We start from the raw sequence: 15199 nt of genomic DNA, 5'->3' as shown, positions 1-15199 counted from the left end.
AATCTACTTAATTTATTTATACTTTTCAAAAATTCGAGTTAAATTTTTTTACAATAAAACAATCATATATCAAGACAAAGGACTGATAATATGTTAAAATACAATTGTTTAGAGGCCAGCCAGCCAGCCAGCCAGCCAGCCAGCCAGCCAGCCAGCCAGCCAGCCATAAATTAGGGATAATTTCCAGACAAAATTTTTTAAAAATATTCATTAACTATTTAAGGTTTCTTTGTGATTTAGTACCCAATTCAATTTTAAGTACCAAGTTTTTAAAATCATTATTGACCGTAAATTTATTTTTCGTAGCAGGTTATGCATACGGTTTAAATGCTCATACCGCCAATATAATTTATGGTACAGTCCCATTTTTAACTTTTGACGGTGGTCTTACCGAATCAAATAGCGTTACACCTTTGTTATCAATTACTTTGCCAGATGGTCAACAACTGGACTCATCAACAGATACTTCAAGTAAATCAGATCCTGTTAATATTGCTAATACCACTCCGGTCAAATTTTCAGATATCAAAACATATGTACAATTACCATCCTCAAATAAAAATTACCCGGAAAGGTCATTAAATGATACCGTTGTAAGCGAGAGTTTTTGGCAAGATCTAGACGGGGATCATACTCCTACAATAACAGGGAAGTTAACAGTAAAATGGCAGGATGTCGAGAATACTGACATAACTAAAGAAGTAAAAGAAGATGAGGATAAAAAACTCAATGGTTGTAACGCACCTTATCAAATAACGGTTGAAGCGACAGGGGGAACGTTATCGACGAAGTATGGCATACCGAATAAAACAGACTTTACTGGTGGTAAACACACCTATAATATCAATCCCAAAATAGAGCCAGCAGAGTTGTGTTATGCAAAACCGAACCTAGTCTATGAAAGCCAAGAAGGTGTTACTAAGGATGAGACTGAATGGAATAAAGATAAGGGTTTTTATAAAATTGATTTAGAACATCCGGAAAAAAACTTTCCTACGACGGGCTCAAATAATTTGTTTTTCGATATGAAAATAGTAGGCAAGACGCCAAAGGATATTATTCGTATTAATGGTGAACGAGTGGTCGCGGTAAGTGGTGTTGGCGTAGAGCTTGCATTAAGTGAGCATGACGGCTCGCTAAGAGTTACTTTAAAAGGCCCCTCATCTGCAACGTCAGGTGGTGATTTTAGTCCGTCAACTTTTAGACTGTATAGCGATGAAAATAAAAAGCAGTTACTTTATGGTTTTATAATTCAGCGTTGGTACATAGCCCAGGGTGGTACGGCAAGTCTACCTGTTGCAGACAATTATTGTCGCAACACCCTTAAGGGTAATTATCAAGTGCCACGTCGTGCAGATTATACTAACAGCAACTATTGGCTTGCAGGGACACCCGGTGCAGGTAGGGCAGCTATGCATAAAATTAGTTATAAACAAGAAAATGAATGGATAGGGGGATTATTTAATGAATGGGGCGCTGTAACTAAAGGTTTTTATCCGGATTCTGACTGGACACGCTTTGCGTCGGTGGCTCCGGGATGGATTAGTGAACCAAACGTAACTTTCTATTGGACACGAGAGTATCATGAAAGTAAATGGTTTAAAGAGCATTATTTTGTTGTTGCAGCGAATTCAGGTGCCATAGGTGATGGTCCTTCTGATAATGGTACCTATGGAATAGCCTGTGTTAGTGAATAAAATTATTATAAGTAAATTTAAAATTAGCTTGTAGTGCAAGGCACAGCAAGCGCAGGTTATTTGAATGCGTGAACCTTATTGTGCAAAGCACGGTAAGGTTCACGCATTTTAATCGAACAAAAAATAATCAAAAATAAATTTGAAGTACAATACAGATATAAAATAGCAATGGATACTTACCAAAAGATACAATTAACAAAAAATACTTCCGGAATTTGTTTTATAAAAGATAGTGGATTTTTTTGTCGGCTCTATAATCAATCAGCTTACATTGTTACGAAGTTATTTAACCATCCATTAAAATTACATGTAAAAACAATCAAAAAATTAAATAATGAAATTATTATTAACTGTGGTTTACCCGTAAAAAGCGTTTTAACTTACTTCCCTAATGCATTAGAAACTGAATGGGGTTTTGTATTAAATGGTAAGTTTGATTTAACTGATTACTTGATTTGGCGAACTCACATTATAAATAATGCGAAACAAATGGAATATTATTATATTGATCTAGCTAAACACTTCCATTTAACCCCAAAACAAATAGCATTTTTATTAACATGGGAACAAGCAAGTTCCCATATTAAAACTGATAATGATTTTTTAGCAGAATTGGCTTTTAATATAAAAAAATTTAAAGTTGGTTATCCGAAATCTATTTAAATTGGTTTTATTTCATTTGGAATAAAATAAAAACATGGGCGTGTAAAGATGTTTCAGGAGTGCTATACGTTTAAGTATATTCATATGGATAATTTATTTATTTAATTGTCAATATATTTAAGTTAAGTAGCTTATATGCGGTTTAAAGACTATTAAACCAGTTTATGATATGATTACTAGCAAATTGATTAGTAATATGTAATGGCGAATATGAGTTATCAAGTTCTGGCGCGCAAATGGCGGCCAAAATCATTTTCTGAAGTTGTTGGGCAAGAGCATGTCCTAAAAATTCTATCCAATGCGCTTTCACTTGGGCGAGTTCATCATGCTTATTTATTTTCTGGCACCCGTGGTGTCGGCAAAACTTCAATAGCGCGTTTATTAGCAAAAGGGCTCAATTGTGAAAGCGGTATTACTGCTACACCCTGTGGCGAGTGTGATAATTGCCGTGATATTGAGCAAGGTCGGTTTGTTGATTTACTCGAAATTGATGCGGCTTCACGCACTAAAGTTGAAGACACGCGGGAAATTCTCGACAATATTCAATACTTGCCAACTAAAGGTCGCTTTAAAGTTTACCTTATTGATGAAGTACATATGTTGTCACGGAGTAGTTTTAATGCATTGCTAAAAACATTAGAAGAACCACCAGAACATGTTAAATTTTTACTTGCCACGACTGATCCGCAAAAATTACCTATCACGATTTTATCGCGTTGTTTACATTTGCACTTAAATGTTTTGGACGCATCATTGATTAGTCAACAGCTGACTAATATTTTACAAATCGAACAAGTAGACAGCGAAGCTAAAGCCATCCAACTATTAGCTAAAGCGGCTAACGGTAGTATGCGCGATGCATTAAGTCTTACTGATCAAGCAATCGCCCTAGGTAATGGCAAAGTCGATACGGCCTCGGTAGCGGTGATGTTAGGTACGTTGGATAGTGCTATCCCGTTTTCATTGATTGAAGCACTTCATCAAGGAAATGGCAATGCACTTATGCAACAAATTGAGATGGCTGCTAAACAAGGAGCCGATTGGGATAATTTACTTGGTCAAACCATTACCTTATTGCATCAAATCGCTTTATTGCAAGTGGTACCTACGGCTATAGGGGATTACACTGATAATGAAGAACGTATCCGTTCTTTAGCACAGTATATGGCACCAAATGATGTTCAGTTATTCTATCAAATTCTATTAATGGGTCGTAAAGAACTGGCATTTGTACCAGATAAAAAAATCGGGGTGGAGATGAGTTTTTTACGCGCCTTAGCTTTTATACCCAAAAACATCGATTCAGTTACTCCGCCATCGGCACCACAAATAAAGTCTCCATTACCACAGGGGCAAGGGGCAAAAACGCATTCAATAGTAAGCAATGCTTCAACTTGTGATAAAACGTCTGTTGCACCCCGGTTAAAGCCAGCTGAACCAATTTCAATGCCAATCAATGCCACTGACTCCGAGGTTAAAGCAGTAGCGCAACCAATACCTGCTGTTAATCAAGCACAACAATCCGACCAAACACTAATGTTGGCCAGCGATGCAACTGTTGATAATCCAACAATACAAGTTCCTGATGATGCATCATCGCTAACCAAAAACATATTAGAAATGCGCATGCAATTGCTACAAGGGGAACACAATCCAAAAAAGTCTGAAGCGGTTGTTCATAATCAACCAAAAATCCCCACAGTAAGCGCAAAATTAGCACCTAAAACCGATTTGGATATGGTTAATAAGGTAGCTGAAGTAAGTAATGATGAAGAGGAAGAAATAACAGCCGAAAATTATCAATGGCAATCTTTGGGTTTGGTTGACGTTAAAAAAGATGAATTAATCATTGATACTAAGACTTTTCGAGAATCATTAAATGGTGATAAAACGCCGGAAATGACTCAAAAATTAATTGCTGAAATGGCGGAAAAAGATCCATGGTGTGCCGAAATTGAACAACTGAATTTAGCACCATTAATTAAACAAATCGCTATTAATTCTTTTATTGAACAGGTTGATGCTGAAAACCTAGTGCTACATATGCGATCGCCACTAAAGCACTTAATTAAGTCATCTATTAATTGCAATAAATTAGAGAGCGCCTTAGCCAATCATCGGCAACAATCGTTGAAACTACAAATTATTATCGATGATGATCAAAGTAATAAAACGCCATTAGAAATGCGTGAGCAACTATACCAACAAAAACTGGAACAGGCTAAGCAAATTATTAATGCAGATCCTAAGGTCGCGATGATTTGTCAATCTTTTGAAGCTAAGATTGATGAAGCTAGTATTCGTCCTGTATAATGACGAGTTAAATATTATTAACGAGGAATAATTATGTTTTCAGGTGGAAAAGGCGGTTTGGGCAACTTAATGAAACAAGCCCAACAAATGCAAGCAAAAATGCAACAAGCTCAGGAAGAGATCGCCAAATTAGAAGTAACCGGTGAATCAGGTGCTGGTTTAGTTAAGGTTACAGTCAATGGTGCGCATAGTTGTAAACGCGTTGAAATTGATCCTTCTTTAGTCACTGATGATGATAAAGAAATGTTAGAAGATTTGATTGCCGCAGCATTTAATGATGCAACTCGTCGTTTAGAAGATGCACAAAAAGAAAGAATGGCACAAGTAACTGGTGGTATGCAATTACCACCTGGTTTTAAAATGCCATTTTAAGTTAATTTTCTTTCCTATCCTAGATTTTGCCGATTTAGTCGGCAAAATCCCTTGATTATTGCCTGTCTATTTATACAGTTTTTCTTTATTATTTGTTAGCTATCAGGTAAACTACTGCTAATTATAATCTTAATATATCTTCATTAGTAACTGCATATTTGTTAATTATATTTAGTAGTTGCTTAGTTATTGATATTAGGTAATTGCTGGTCAAGACAATTTTCTTTTGATATAGCGCTAATAAATTAAGGATGAATTGTGATAGGTCGTTTACGTGGAACCATTATTGAAAAACAACCGCCAAAAGTGTTAATTGAAGTTGGTGGTGTTGGTTATGAAGTTTTTATGCCGATGACCTGTTTTTATGAATTACCCGACAATAATCAAGAAGTAATTGTATTAACTCATTTTGTGGTGCGCGAAGATGCACAAATCCTTTATGGCTTTAATCATGAGCAAGAGCGGGAATTATTTCGCGAGCTGATTAAAGTTAATGGTGTTGGTCCTAAATTGGCATTAGCTATCTTGTCGGGAATGTCAGCACAACAATTTATTAATGCAGTAGAACAGGGCGAAATCAAAACCTTGGTTAAATTGCCAGGTGTAGGTACTAAAACAGCCGAACGTTTAATTGTGGAAATGAAAGATCGTGTTAAACGTTTTGGTGAAGAACTAACCAGTACTAATGTTGTGATAACTGGTAATGTTAAAAAATCATCCAATCAGATTGAAAGTGAGGCTGTGGCGGCATTAATTGCTTTAGGTTATAAACCACAAGAAGCCAGCCGCATCATCAGTAAAGTCATTAAACCTGAGATGGATAGTGAAACGCTCATTCGTGAAGCATTAAAATCGGCATTGTAGAATAGGGATTAGTTATGATTGAAGCTGATCGTTTGATTGCACCTCAAGTTCAAAAAGAAGAAGAGTCATTAGATCGGGCTATTCGTCCTAAATGTTTAGATGAGTATGTTGGGCAAGCCCAAGTCCGTGAACAGATGAAAATCTTTATTCAAGCAGCTAAACAGCGTAATGATGCCTTAGATCATGTGTTGATCTTTGGCCCTCCGGGTTTAGGTAAAACTACTTTAGCTAATATTGTTGCTAATGAACTTAATGTTAATTTGCGCACTACCTCGGGGCCAGTACTAGAAAAAGCTGGTGATTTGGCCGCCATGTTAACTAATTTAGAACCTAATGATGTGCTTTTTATTGATGAGATCCATCGTTTGTCACCAGTAGTTGAGGAAATTTTATACCCAGCTATGGAAGATTATCAATTAGATATTATGATTGGTGAAGGTCCGGCTGCGCGATCAATCAAAATCGATCTACCTCCATTTACTTTAATTGGAGCGACTACTCGAGCAGGCTCGTTAACGTCGCCATTACGTGATCGTTTTGGCATCGTGCAACGTTTGGAATTTTATCGAGTTGAAGATCTTGAATATATTGTCAGTCGTAGTGCTAAGTTTTTGGGCTTGGATTTATCCGATGAAGGTGCGCATTTAATCGCTAAACGTTCACGCGGAACCCCGCGAATTGCCAATCGATTATTACGTCGCGTTAGAGATTATGCCGATGTTAAATCTAAAGGTATAATTGATAAAAAAATTGCTACCCAAGCTTTAGATATGCTCGATGTTGATACCGAAGGTTTCGATTTTATGGATCGCAAATTATTGTTGGCAATTATTGAAAAATTTATGGGTGGGCCAGTAGGGCTGGATAATATTGCCGCAGCTATTGGTGAAGAACGCGAAACTATTGAAGATGTGTTAGAGCCGTTTTTGATTCAACAAGGCTATATTCAACGAACCCCACGCGGACGCATTGCCACACCACATGCTTATCGGCATTTTGGTATTATTCAGGATAATAATTAGTTTGTTTAAGTTTTCAAGTCCTATGCTAATTGTTTTATACACAAGATAACATCAATTAAAAGTTCCTGATACGGGATCTATGGCGGTTTACATAGACCTGATAAATGAAGGTGTAAGTCATGCTATAATTGATCAACAATTAGGTTTTTAAGAAATTTCTTAGTTTGTCGGTGTAGAAATTTTTTTAAGCAAATAGATATTATGCAACCAGCAGCTTTGAAGTAATGAAATTTGATATAACTCTTTTAAAATAAATGAAATCCTTAATAATTAATTGAAATATGTTAACGCAGCTTCAATACTAGGATCATTGATTTTTAATCGCTCTAACTCGTTTGAATCTTTAACCAACTTCAACTCAATATTATCATTTTCATCTATCTGAAAAGTTATAACCTCTTTGTTTTTAGAAAAAAGAACACCATATTGTATTCCATCCTCACCTTCCATATATGAAATAAAATGTGTTGTTGTTAAATCTATATGATTAGACTCCAATAATTTTTTCATATCAAGCCATTCAGTATTAAGTAACTTTTCAAGTTCTTCAAATTGAAGAACATATAAATCAAATGTTTTTTTATCCATCATAATCTATACTTTTATGTTTTGAAGGTAGTAACAATTGTTTCTCTTTTTCCTGCTTCTGTAAATACTCTTTGTTAACAATGACACATTGAACTAATTGCACTAATTGCACTAATTTCCAAAATTTCAGTACGTTGTGATCTTGCCTCATGTAGTATATTTGGTAATGCTTTCATTTAGATAAAGTTTACAGATAATAATAAATTAATCTAAGAACTAATAATTTAACTAATTTATTATAAATAGAGGATATTTATTATTTCTTTTTATTAAAATAGTTGGTAAATCTCAAGCTGGTTTTTAATTCAGACAGATAAGTATCAAATATCAAATATCAAAACCAATCTTGCATAGCAGTTAGAAAAACTTCATCATCTTGGTCAAAATAAATACAAACATTACTATCAGTAATTAAAATTTTTTGTTGATCTTTGCTTTCCTCGCGAAAAGAAACATTAGCTTAATTTAAATAATTTTTAAATTGTATATAAGTAGTGTTGGCATCAATAAAGTGATCATTAAAAACTAAGTTGATAGTTCTATCAACCTCATACTGAATTAAATATAACTTATTATCATCAAATAATAATTCTATGCCATTAGAAAAAACGCTATATTGTCCTACATCTTTATCAATAGGGCATACTTTACAGTTAACTAGCCTACTAATAACTTCATCTATATGCTCACCAAATTTAAAATCTAGTAAACCTTTTCTTATAAATAAATCAAAATCTATCATTTAATAAGATCCAACATAGATATCAGCATGAAGTCATTTAGTCATTACATCATTTCGATAAGGTTGTTTTTTAGTTTGATCAAACTATCTCCAAGGATCAACCCATCCAATAATCCTCTTGGGTCTTTAGTAATAAAATAAATCGTCCTACTTGGGGATCATAATACCTAAAAGTATTATAGTGAAGTTCTGTTTCTTCATCAAAGTATTGACCTTGATATCCTAAATTCTGTTAGAAGTTGGATTTCTTGTTATACCATTACTGCAGTGCATTTTCATATATCCCATACTCTGCTTGCCTAATAGTGTTTCTTACTTTGTCTGTTAGTTATTCGGGAAAATCTTCTATATTGGTATACAGGTAATTAATTTTAATTTGACGGTATTTTTTTAAACTATAAAACTTCCCATTCTAAAGTTTTATCAAAATCTTTATTTTCATAAAAATAAATGGCTGCTTGCATAGCCATTTCTTTATCGACACAATACTTAATTTCAAAGTCACCTAATTGTCCACCTGTCACAATTTGAATATAGCCTTCTTTATTAATATTATTTATGTTGATTAAGTTATAAATTTCACCTTTTTTTTCACCAACAACAGAATATCTACACTCATTTCCTCCTCCTACAATCAAATAGGTTTCTTCATCAATTGTTAAAGCAACAGATGTTTTATTTTTACCATTAAGTTCCATGATACAATGTAAAAGAAAATCAATAGTTGTCAGTTCAAAATTTTCTTCATTGCTGAAAACACCTTTCCAATTGTCGATTGAAATGATCATTTATTTAATCCTTCTTGATGCTAGTATATGATAATTCTAGCTTCCACTGGGTGTATGCACATTTATTGATTCAAGTTTTAACCATGACACAAGTGATCCAACACCATTAGATAAACCACATGATCTACCCACTCTTTCGCCCAGTCTCAACATACTCTTTACAGTTTTGTATATTGAGGATTATTAGATCGATCTCCAGATATTGTTAAAATAAAGTTGTTACTTCTTTTTTAGTATTTACTAGTACTACTGTATAAGAGTCTATATTCAACTAATTTCTTTTGATCAATAACAAACTTCAATTTACTCATTAAGCCATCATATGTCTGTCTAACTTTTTCCAGATTTTCATCAAAAATAATTAGATTACCAAGACATAATGAATTCAACATGTTTTTTACAATGTACTCATAATTTCCTCTTAAATCTATTCTGAAATAGATTTCAACAATGAGTTTATTCATGTTGTCATAACTTATTGCAATGGAATTACTATCATAATCACCCAAAAAAATAGTATCTTTATTCCAATGTTGGTTTTCCGTAAGATAATCTATCGAGTTTAGAAAACTCTCTGATGAGTAATTAATAAACCAATCTACAGAATTAAAATCTTCTTCTGTAATTTTGTTTGGGATGTTTGAATATTTATCTAAAAGACTTTTTTTAGGTATTGCCCAAAATGAAAACTGCCAATAAGCCATAAACCACCTTTTGTAAATACTTTCAAAATCCTGGCAATCTATATGTAGGTATTAGATCACTTACTGTTTGATAACCTAAATGAGGCAAATCAACAACCTTAATAGGCACATTTTCAATTCCTAGCTTCTAGCAGCATAAAACCTATGATAACCATTTACTATTAATTTTTGTTCATTATGCTCAATTACTTTAATCACTTCTTTGATACCATTTTCTTTAATATCTGCAAGTAACGTGCTCATCTGAGTCCTTGATCTTGTTATCCCTTGTGTTGGTATTAACTTTGATCTATTTATAGTATTATTATCACACCATCATCATGGTTCAATCCACTCAATAGGATTAAGAACATAAGTATAAAGATTAAACCCATCCAATAATCCTATCGGATCTAGGGTCGTAAATTGCCCCACGCTTTGTAGTTAGCCTGCTATGCAATAGCATCCTGTTGGTTGGTTACTCACTCATTATTTAATAACATTATAGAATATATGTATTGCATTCTTGAAATGTAAGCCCACTACAAGTAATACTTACAGAACTATTTTCTTCTTTTGAACTTATAATATAGCGATTATTTTTATAAAAAAAGTTTACTGCTGAAAACTTATTGGCCACCCAATTGGTAATATGCATTTCACTAAGCCCGCTACATAATATTTTTATCACTATAACATTATAATCTTTGTTCCATGTACCCCATTTTGAAATTTCTATATGGGGTTTTTGAAGAGTGTGTATGTCAACAAGTAGATTACCATCTAGCCTTAAATCTAAATTACCGATTAACAAATTATTATCCAACCCATTTGGAAAAACTTTTTCTAGAAACATATTACGTTCAATCTGATCAATAATATTCATAGTATTTCTCTGCTAAAAATTATAATGCCCATGTGTACCAGATACACTTCCGGTTCTAGTATTTTCAATCGGCCTGACATTAAAATGGGGATCTGCTCCATGTCCAGATGTAGCTACAGGATGCCCAATGCTATGTTCTTGGATAACTATATGCTCACCACTTCTGTTAGTATAATGGTACTCTCTCGTCAGTATTGGCTCACCATTTTCGATAAAATCGCAATATTCATTTCTCATAAAACATAAAGTGAAATTTTATCAAGACAATAAATTGATGTAATCAATTTATCTATTTAAACAGATAAGCCTGTGCCTACAAAAAAACATATTTTATTCGAATTTTTCAAAATTAATAGTTATAGTTGGATATCTTTCATCTTTCGCATAATACTCAATAGTAATTTCTCTTTTTGAGAAATCAAAATATAATTGATATAAATCTAAAGTCACTTCTTTCTCTTCATTTTTAGAAATATTCAAAACTATTCTTTCTTAATCTCTATAGGTGTCCTATCGGAAAAGTCTTTAATAGTATTATTAATATCTGCTTCATTCATAAATTAGAAATTGGGAATGCTGTTCGTATGCAAACTTTTCCATCAAAAAATATCTAAATAACCAATATGTTGATTTTTATTAAATTCATTTAATTTTTTACTTTGCTATTTCATGAACTGGTCTATAAGTTTGTCATAATTTAGAATAGGCCTTTCCAAGGCTTCCATATAGAGTAATAGATCTTTTTTTAATTCTTCTAATGAGTCGCCTCTAGGTGAAACCGCATTATTACTAAAGTAGTTTATATTCCCATCTTCATCATAATAGACTTCATATATACCTAACCCATTTAAATGACTATCCATTACACGATAGTTCCATGCATTTCTTCTCATTAATTTTATCTTCCATTAATGATAATCAACAATTTCATGTATATTTATTGCTTCATCTTTGGTTTCTACCAGGTTTTCCTTGAGCTAAAATATCTTTTGCTTCTTCATATGCCTTGAACTGTTGAGGATTGAGTTTTTCTGTTGGTGCTACAACTTTCTCGTCTTTTATTATGGTCTTCTATGGCTGATTATTACCACACCAACCTAAGGATCAATCCAACATATAGGATTAGTTGTATAACTATATAGATTAAAACCAGCCTCTAATCCAATAGAATCTTAGGTTATATGTCGACCTATTAATCATCATTATAATTATTTTATTAACCCTCTATTACAACTTGATATATGCTTTTCTATTCCATTGACTTTTATCACGCTAAATTTACCATGTTTCTTAATTTGCTCTCCTTCTTCATAATTATAAATAATAGGATCCTCTTCTAATTCACTTAAAATAAAAAAAGAACCAACATAACCTTGATGGAGAGTAATTGCGAATAGATTATCAGGTGCAGAGATATTATTTTCCTTTAATAAATCTAACATTCCCATAGTAATAGAATGAGATGCAACTAAATCTTTATAAAATGCTTTTGTACCTTTTAAATAACTACCTGCTTCAATACCGAAATAGCCAAGATATATTTTATAAAATTCAGGTAATTTACTACCATATATATTTTCAATATTTTCAATTTGTTGGGGGGAACATCCTTTTACAATATTATCAGTATCAGTTAATAATAGACTAAATTTCTTTAACCTATCTATGAATTCTTGTTTATACATAAATTTCTTTCCTTAACTTACTATCTAGATGTTACATTAACTATAATATTAGGGAATCTTTGCATAAACTGATCAATTACACCAGAACTAGATTTACAAATATGAAGTTCAGAATGTAAATTTATAGTGCCTGATGTGTTTGGTGCCCCAGTAATTCTAGAACCGATATCCTCCAGTTTTTTCCCCTTGCGTTTGTCTATATTGATCTGCTCTAGTTTTGGAATTTACAGAATCACCACACCAACTCCAAGGATCAATCCAAGCAATAGGATTAGGGGCATACTGATAAAGATTAAAGCTATCTTTTAATCCTATATGATCTTAAGTAGTAAACCGTCCTATTGGCGGATCATAAAACCTAAAAGTATTATAGTGAAGTACTGTTTTTTCATGAAATACTGATGCTGTTACCTTATTTTTTAATATTTAACTATTAAAAATACATAAAAATTATGATAATTATTTAGTCTTAATTTATTACTCTAAACTCAAGAAAGCTTTTTCTCCGTCTTTCAACCAAACATAAATGTAAGTTAATGGTATTTGACTAGTAACTTTAATAAAAAAATTTCCTTTAGGAATGAAAATAAATTGGTCTTTTTGAATTTTTATAATGTCATTATTTTCATATTTTAATTCACATTCTCCAGTTTGAACAAACATATAACGCTCTTGACCATAGCTTAAAAAGTTATCCCCTAAATGATGAGTTTTCTCTGATATTCTATGAATATTATTAAATAAACTTCTTACCTTATTTAGAGACATAGGGATATTTGATAATTTTGACCAGTTATAACAGTTTAATTGTTTCATTAAAAATTAATTCCCATTACTGAAAAGGCGTATCTCGCTCTATTTATAACAGTTGCATTTAATTCTGTTGAAGCACCATTCATATAATGCCACTATGAGTAGATATATCTAATCCAAAATCCCCAAGAGCGTTAATTTCTGCTATTTTAGCTTGTCTTACTACTAAAACAGATTTTATTTGTGATAAAACTATATGAGAAATTTCTTGTCTATTCACTGAGTGAGACCAAATAAGTAACTTTCCATCTCAGGTAACAACATATTTTAAAGTACCATTATTAATAATAGAATGCGAGTTGCATTGCTTGCTATCCGTGAAGAATAATAGTGATGGTTAAGTTGTCTGCTATATTAAGGTTTGTTTTAGTTTTAACATATCTGATTCTAACAAACCTTTATACTCTTCATCTATATTTGTATGGCAAATAAACTCTTTTTCTCTTGTAATTGCAGCATAGTAACCATCGGCCATTACAGGATTAAATAAATCTGGAGGGTCTTCAAAATATCCATCTAGACTACACCAGCTTAAAATAGCTTTGTTCTCAAGAAAAAATAAAAAAGTTTGTTTGACTAAATGTAACCAATTTATTGGGATTGTCGAAAACTTAACATCCCATACCCATACAACCCAATGATCTCCAAACAACTTATAATTTTTAGCCTCTGTATGACTAGGCCATAACTCAAAAGGAAATTTATTAGAAAGAAAACTAATATCATTACTAAAAATATAAAATGATTGTCCAGCTACTTCTCCGTAAACATTATTCCAATAAACTTTTAAAATTTCTTTTGTTATTAAATTACCCATGTATTATAGCCCCCAATTTATAACCTGTTGTGGCGTTGGTATAACAGAAGTTGCTATTTGTCCTTGACAAGGACGCGCTTTATATATAAAAAGGACAACTTTTTGTCCATTGATGATACCCAAAAAAAACTTTCACAGCATCTTGTCATAAAACATAAGCAAAGGTATGTGTAGGATTCTCCAGAATATCAGCTCCTAGTTTTTAAAATAACTCTCCAGTTTATTTATTCCATTTGGGTAATAAACCACCATCAATCAGACGCCTAGATGCTTGCTGTAATCGTTTTGAAGTAAAGGCACTTTTAACCTATTGGACACCATCCCAAGGGTCAACCCATGTAATAGGATTAAGTGCATAATTATATAAATTAAATCCATCCAATAATCCTATAGGATCTTGAGTAGTAAATCTACCTACCTGCGGATCATAAAACCTAAAAGTATTGTAATGTAAATCCGTTTCTTCATCAAAATATTGGCCTTGGTATCGTAGGTTTTGTTCAACTTCATTAATCCTACAGCTTTATATTTCTCCCCATGCTTTGTAGTTAGCCTGCCATACTATACTGCCTTATTGGTTGTGAACTCTATGAGGCTTGAGTGGTAAGTCACAAAGTTTTAGGACTAAATCAGCTATATTTTCTAAAGCAGTATGAGCTCCTATTTGATTCTTTATAGAGCTTTGCATATAGTGAATGAACATCTTTAATTATAAGTAAATAGTTTCAAAGGAATCATCATTATCCTAATAATATTTTTTCAAGGTACAGTTCTAGCTGAGAATTCAAATTTGATATTCTTATCTTATTTTCACCAGAGTAATAATTAAGAGAACCTATTAAATTATCACGTACAGTTATTAGATTAAATATAATAGATTTAGAAATATTTGTTGATTTTGAATATTGCTGATAAATCTCTTCGAGTAGTTCAACAAAATATTCAGATAACGTTTCATTTATGCCGTTAGCTAAACGTAAACTCTCAACAATTTGAATAGAGCAATTTTCAATTGCTACCAATAATTTTTTCATATATCAACTCCTATTATAAAACTTTGATAGCTCAAGAAGTTATTGGACTATCAAATAATACTTCAGATGAACCTCTTGCTAAATTTCTAGCAAACTGATTACCTAATAGATCTAGTTCTTTATTTGATGATACATCTATGGCTCCTTGAGAAACCTTACTTAAATCTATCTCAACTATTCTATTTCCTGTAGCTTCTGCCCATTTTTTTGCAATACTTAGATCTTTAGTTGC

21 protein-coding genes and 3 pseudogenes are annotated in these 15199 nt (G+C 32.6%); 6 read left to right on the top strand and 18 right to left on the bottom strand.

Going from position 1 to position 15199, the window contains the following annotated elements:
- Positions 1-104 precede the first annotated feature (104 nt).
- The 6 genes from A9G12_RS10300 (at position 105) to ruvB (ending at position 6931) form a co-directional block, all read left to right on the top strand.
- Positions 105-1697 carry a hypothetical protein gene (locus A9G12_RS10300; RefSeq protein WP_065565763.1) on the top strand — a complete coding sequence of 531 codons (1593 nt, stop codon included), beginning with the start codon at positions 105-107 and terminating at the stop codon, positions 1695-1697.
- Positions 1698-1865: 168 nt separating this feature from the next.
- Positions 1866-2360 carry a hypothetical protein gene (locus A9G12_RS10295; RefSeq protein ID WP_065565762.1) on the top strand — a complete coding sequence of 165 codons (495 nt, stop codon included), beginning with the start codon at positions 1866-1868 and terminating at the stop codon, positions 2358-2360.
- Between the two features lie 210 nt (positions 2361-2570).
- A complete protein-coding gene (gene dnaX, locus A9G12_RS10290; protein WP_065565761.1) occupies positions 2571-4673 on the top strand; it encodes a DNA polymerase III subunit gamma/tau in 2103 nt (700 codons plus the stop codon).
- Between the two features lie 33 nt (positions 4674-4706).
- Positions 4707-5045, top strand: coding sequence for a YbaB/EbfC family nucleoid-associated protein (locus tag A9G12_RS10285; RefSeq protein WP_065565760.1), 339 nt, complete (start codon positions 4707-4709; stop codon positions 5043-5045).
- A 258-nt stretch (positions 5046-5303) separates the two neighbouring features.
- Positions 5304-5909, top strand: coding sequence for a Holliday junction branch migration protein RuvA (gene ruvA / locus A9G12_RS10280; RefSeq protein ID WP_065565759.1), 606 nt, complete (start codon positions 5304-5306; stop codon positions 5907-5909).
- Positions 5910-5923: 14 nt separating this feature from the next.
- A complete protein-coding gene (gene ruvB / locus A9G12_RS10275) occupies positions 5924-6931 on the top strand; it encodes a Holliday junction branch migration DNA helicase RuvB (RefSeq protein WP_065565758.1) in 1008 nt (335 codons plus the stop codon).
- Positions 6932-7201: 270 nt separating this feature from the next.
- Here the strand turns inward: ruvB and A9G12_RS10270 are convergent, their stop codons facing one another.
- The 18 genes and pseudogenes from A9G12_RS10270 to A9G12_RS10225 all read right to left on the bottom strand — a co-directional run bounded on the left by A9G12_RS10270 (position 7202) and on the right by A9G12_RS10225 (position 14967).
- Positions 7202-7522 carry a hypothetical protein gene (locus A9G12_RS10270; RefSeq protein ID WP_065565757.1) on the bottom strand — a complete coding sequence of 107 codons (321 nt, stop codon included), beginning with the start codon at positions 7520-7522 and terminating at the stop codon, positions 7202-7204.
- 457 nt (positions 7523-7979) lie between these two features.
- Positions 7980-8261 (bottom strand): hypothetical protein, encoded by a 282-nt coding sequence (locus A9G12_RS10265; RefSeq protein ID WP_065565756.1) that lies wholly within the window; start codon positions 8259-8261, stop codon positions 7980-7982.
- A gap of 136 nt (positions 8262-8397) precedes the next feature.
- Positions 8398-8493 (bottom strand): annotated as a pseudogene (locus A9G12_RS12740) (RHS repeat-associated core domain-containing protein); the annotation flags it as partial.
- A gap of 163 nt (positions 8494-8656) precedes the next feature.
- A complete protein-coding gene (locus A9G12_RS10260; protein ID WP_065565755.1) occupies positions 8657-9049 on the bottom strand; it encodes a hypothetical protein in 393 nt (130 codons plus the stop codon).
- Between the two features lie 230 nt (positions 9050-9279).
- On the bottom strand, positions 9280-9753 hold the full coding sequence (locus A9G12_RS10255; protein ID WP_065565754.1) for a hypothetical protein: 474 nt from the start codon (positions 9751-9753) through the stop codon (positions 9280-9282).
- Positions 9754-9873: 120 nt separating this feature from the next.
- Positions 9874-9996 (bottom strand): hypothetical protein, encoded by a 123-nt coding sequence (locus A9G12_RS12145; RefSeq protein WP_081299745.1) that lies wholly within the window; start codon positions 9994-9996, stop codon positions 9874-9876.
- 75 nt (positions 9997-10071) lie between these two features.
- Positions 10072-10167, bottom strand: a complete 96-nt coding sequence (locus tag A9G12_RS12735; protein ID WP_141674152.1) for a hypothetical protein — start codon at positions 10165-10167, stop codon at positions 10072-10074.
- A gap of 67 nt (positions 10168-10234) precedes the next feature.
- The gene (locus A9G12_RS10250; protein WP_065565753.1) at positions 10235-10618 is read right to left on the bottom strand and encodes an Imm50 family immunity protein; all 384 of its coding nucleotides are present in this window, start codon (positions 10616-10618) and stop codon (positions 10235-10237) included.
- A 12-nt stretch (positions 10619-10630) separates the two neighbouring features.
- Complete coding sequence (locus tag A9G12_RS12730) at positions 10631-10855, bottom strand: HNH/endonuclease VII fold putative polymorphic toxin (RefSeq protein ID WP_081299744.1); 225 nt, start codon at positions 10853-10855, stop codon at positions 10631-10633.
- Between the two features lie 93 nt (positions 10856-10948).
- Positions 10949-11098 carry a hypothetical protein gene (locus tag A9G12_RS12365; protein WP_176701760.1) on the bottom strand — a complete coding sequence of 50 codons (150 nt, stop codon included), beginning with the start codon at positions 11096-11098 and terminating at the stop codon, positions 10949-10951.
- A gap of 182 nt (positions 11099-11280) precedes the next feature.
- On the bottom strand, positions 11281-11511 hold the full coding sequence (locus tag A9G12_RS10245; RefSeq protein WP_065565752.1) for a hypothetical protein: 231 nt from the start codon (positions 11509-11511) through the stop codon (positions 11281-11283).
- 315 nt (positions 11512-11826) lie between these two features.
- On the bottom strand, positions 11827-12303 hold the full coding sequence (locus A9G12_RS10240; protein ID WP_065565751.1) for a hypothetical protein: 477 nt from the start codon (positions 12301-12303) through the stop codon (positions 11827-11829).
- 20 nt (positions 12304-12323) lie between these two features.
- A complete protein-coding gene (locus A9G12_RS12725) occupies positions 12324-12479 on the bottom strand; it encodes a deaminase domain-containing protein (RefSeq protein ID WP_442903485.1) in 156 nt (51 codons plus the stop codon).
- A 64-nt stretch (positions 12480-12543) separates the two neighbouring features.
- Positions 12544-12690 (bottom strand): annotated as a pseudogene (locus A9G12_RS12720) (RHS repeat-associated core domain-containing protein); the annotation flags it as partial.
- A gap of 90 nt (positions 12691-12780) precedes the next feature.
- Positions 12781-13119 (bottom strand): hypothetical protein, encoded by a 339-nt coding sequence (locus A9G12_RS10235; RefSeq protein WP_065565750.1) that lies wholly within the window; start codon positions 13117-13119, stop codon positions 12781-12783.
- Positions 13120-13465: 346 nt separating this feature from the next.
- On the bottom strand, positions 13466-13933 hold the full coding sequence (locus A9G12_RS10230; protein ID WP_065565749.1) for a hypothetical protein: 468 nt from the start codon (positions 13931-13933) through the stop codon (positions 13466-13468).
- A 322-nt stretch (positions 13934-14255) separates the two neighbouring features.
- Positions 14256-14504 (bottom strand): annotated as a pseudogene (locus tag A9G12_RS12715) (RHS repeat-associated core domain-containing protein); the annotation flags it as partial.
- Positions 14505-14673: 169 nt separating this feature from the next.
- Positions 14674-14967 carry a hypothetical protein gene (locus tag A9G12_RS10225; RefSeq protein ID WP_065565748.1) on the bottom strand — a complete coding sequence of 98 codons (294 nt, stop codon included), beginning with the start codon at positions 14965-14967 and terminating at the stop codon, positions 14674-14676.
- Between the last annotated feature and the right edge of the window lie 232 nt (positions 14968-15199).

This window comes from Gilliamella sp. wkB112 (genome assembly GCF_001690685.1).
Taxonomy (GTDB): Bacteria; Pseudomonadota; Gammaproteobacteria; order Enterobacterales; family Orbaceae; genus Gilliamella; species Gilliamella apicola_J.
Note: the sequence above shows the minus strand (reverse complement) of the source record. Positions and strands in the feature narration are given on the sequence as shown.

What these genes read in the sequence shown, in the direction of transcription:
- A9G12_RS10240 (WP_065565751.1), bottom strand. Translation starts at nt 12,303, where the DNA reads ATGTATAAACAAGAATTCATAGATAGGTTAAAGAAATTTAGTCTATTA.
- A9G12_RS10250 (WP_065565753.1), bottom strand. Translation starts at nt 10,618, where the DNA reads ATGAATATTATTGATCAGATTGAACGTAATATGTTTCTAGAAAAAGTT.
- ruvB (WP_065565758.1), top strand. Translation starts at nt 5,924, where the DNA reads ATGATTGAAGCTGATCGTTTGATTGCACCTCAAGTTCAAAAAGAAGAA.
- A9G12_RS10270 (WP_065565757.1), bottom strand. Translation starts at nt 7,522, where the DNA reads ATGATGGATAAAAAAACATTTGATTTATATGTTCTTCAATTTGAAGAA.
- A9G12_RS10295 (WP_065565762.1), top strand. Translation starts at nt 1,866, where the DNA reads ATGGATACTTACCAAAAGATACAATTAACAAAAAATACTTCCGGAATT.
- A9G12_RS10235 (WP_065565750.1), bottom strand. Translation starts at nt 13,119, where the DNA reads ATGAAACAATTAAACTGTTATAACTGGTCAAAATTATCAAATATCCCT.
- A9G12_RS10255 (WP_065565754.1), bottom strand. Translation starts at nt 9,753, where the DNA reads ATGGCTTATTGGCAGTTTTCATTTTGGGCAATACCTAAAAAAAGTCTT.
- A9G12_RS10285 (WP_065565760.1), top strand. Translation starts at nt 4,707, where the DNA reads ATGTTTTCAGGTGGAAAAGGCGGTTTGGGCAACTTAATGAAACAAGCC.
- A9G12_RS10265 (WP_065565756.1), bottom strand. Translation starts at nt 8,261, where the DNA reads ATGATAGATTTTGATTTATTTATAAGAAAAGGTTTACTAGATTTTAAA.
- A9G12_RS10245 (WP_065565752.1), bottom strand. Translation starts at nt 11,511, where the DNA reads ATGAGAAGAAATGCATGGAACTATCGTGTAATGGATAGTCATTTAAAT.
- dnaX (WP_065565761.1), top strand. Translation starts at nt 2,571, where the DNA reads ATGAGTTATCAAGTTCTGGCGCGCAAATGGCGGCCAAAATCATTTTCT.
- A9G12_RS12730 (WP_081299744.1), bottom strand. Translation starts at nt 10,855, where the DNA reads ATGAGAAATGAATATTGCGATTTTATCGAAAATGGTGAGCCAATACTG.
- A9G12_RS10230 (WP_065565749.1), bottom strand. Translation starts at nt 13,933, where the DNA reads ATGGGTAATTTAATAACAAAAGAAATTTTAAAAGTTTATTGGAATAAT.
- A9G12_RS12145 (WP_081299745.1), bottom strand. Translation starts at nt 9,996, where the DNA reads ATGAGCACGTTACTTGCAGATATTAAAGAAAATGGTATCAAAGAAGTG.
- A9G12_RS10260 (WP_065565755.1), bottom strand. Translation starts at nt 9,049, where the DNA reads ATGATCATTTCAATCGACAATTGGAAAGGTGTTTTCAGCAATGAAGAA.
- A9G12_RS10225 (WP_065565748.1), bottom strand. Translation starts at nt 14,967, where the DNA reads ATGAAAAAATTATTGGTAGCAATTGAAAATTGCTCTATTCAAATTGTT.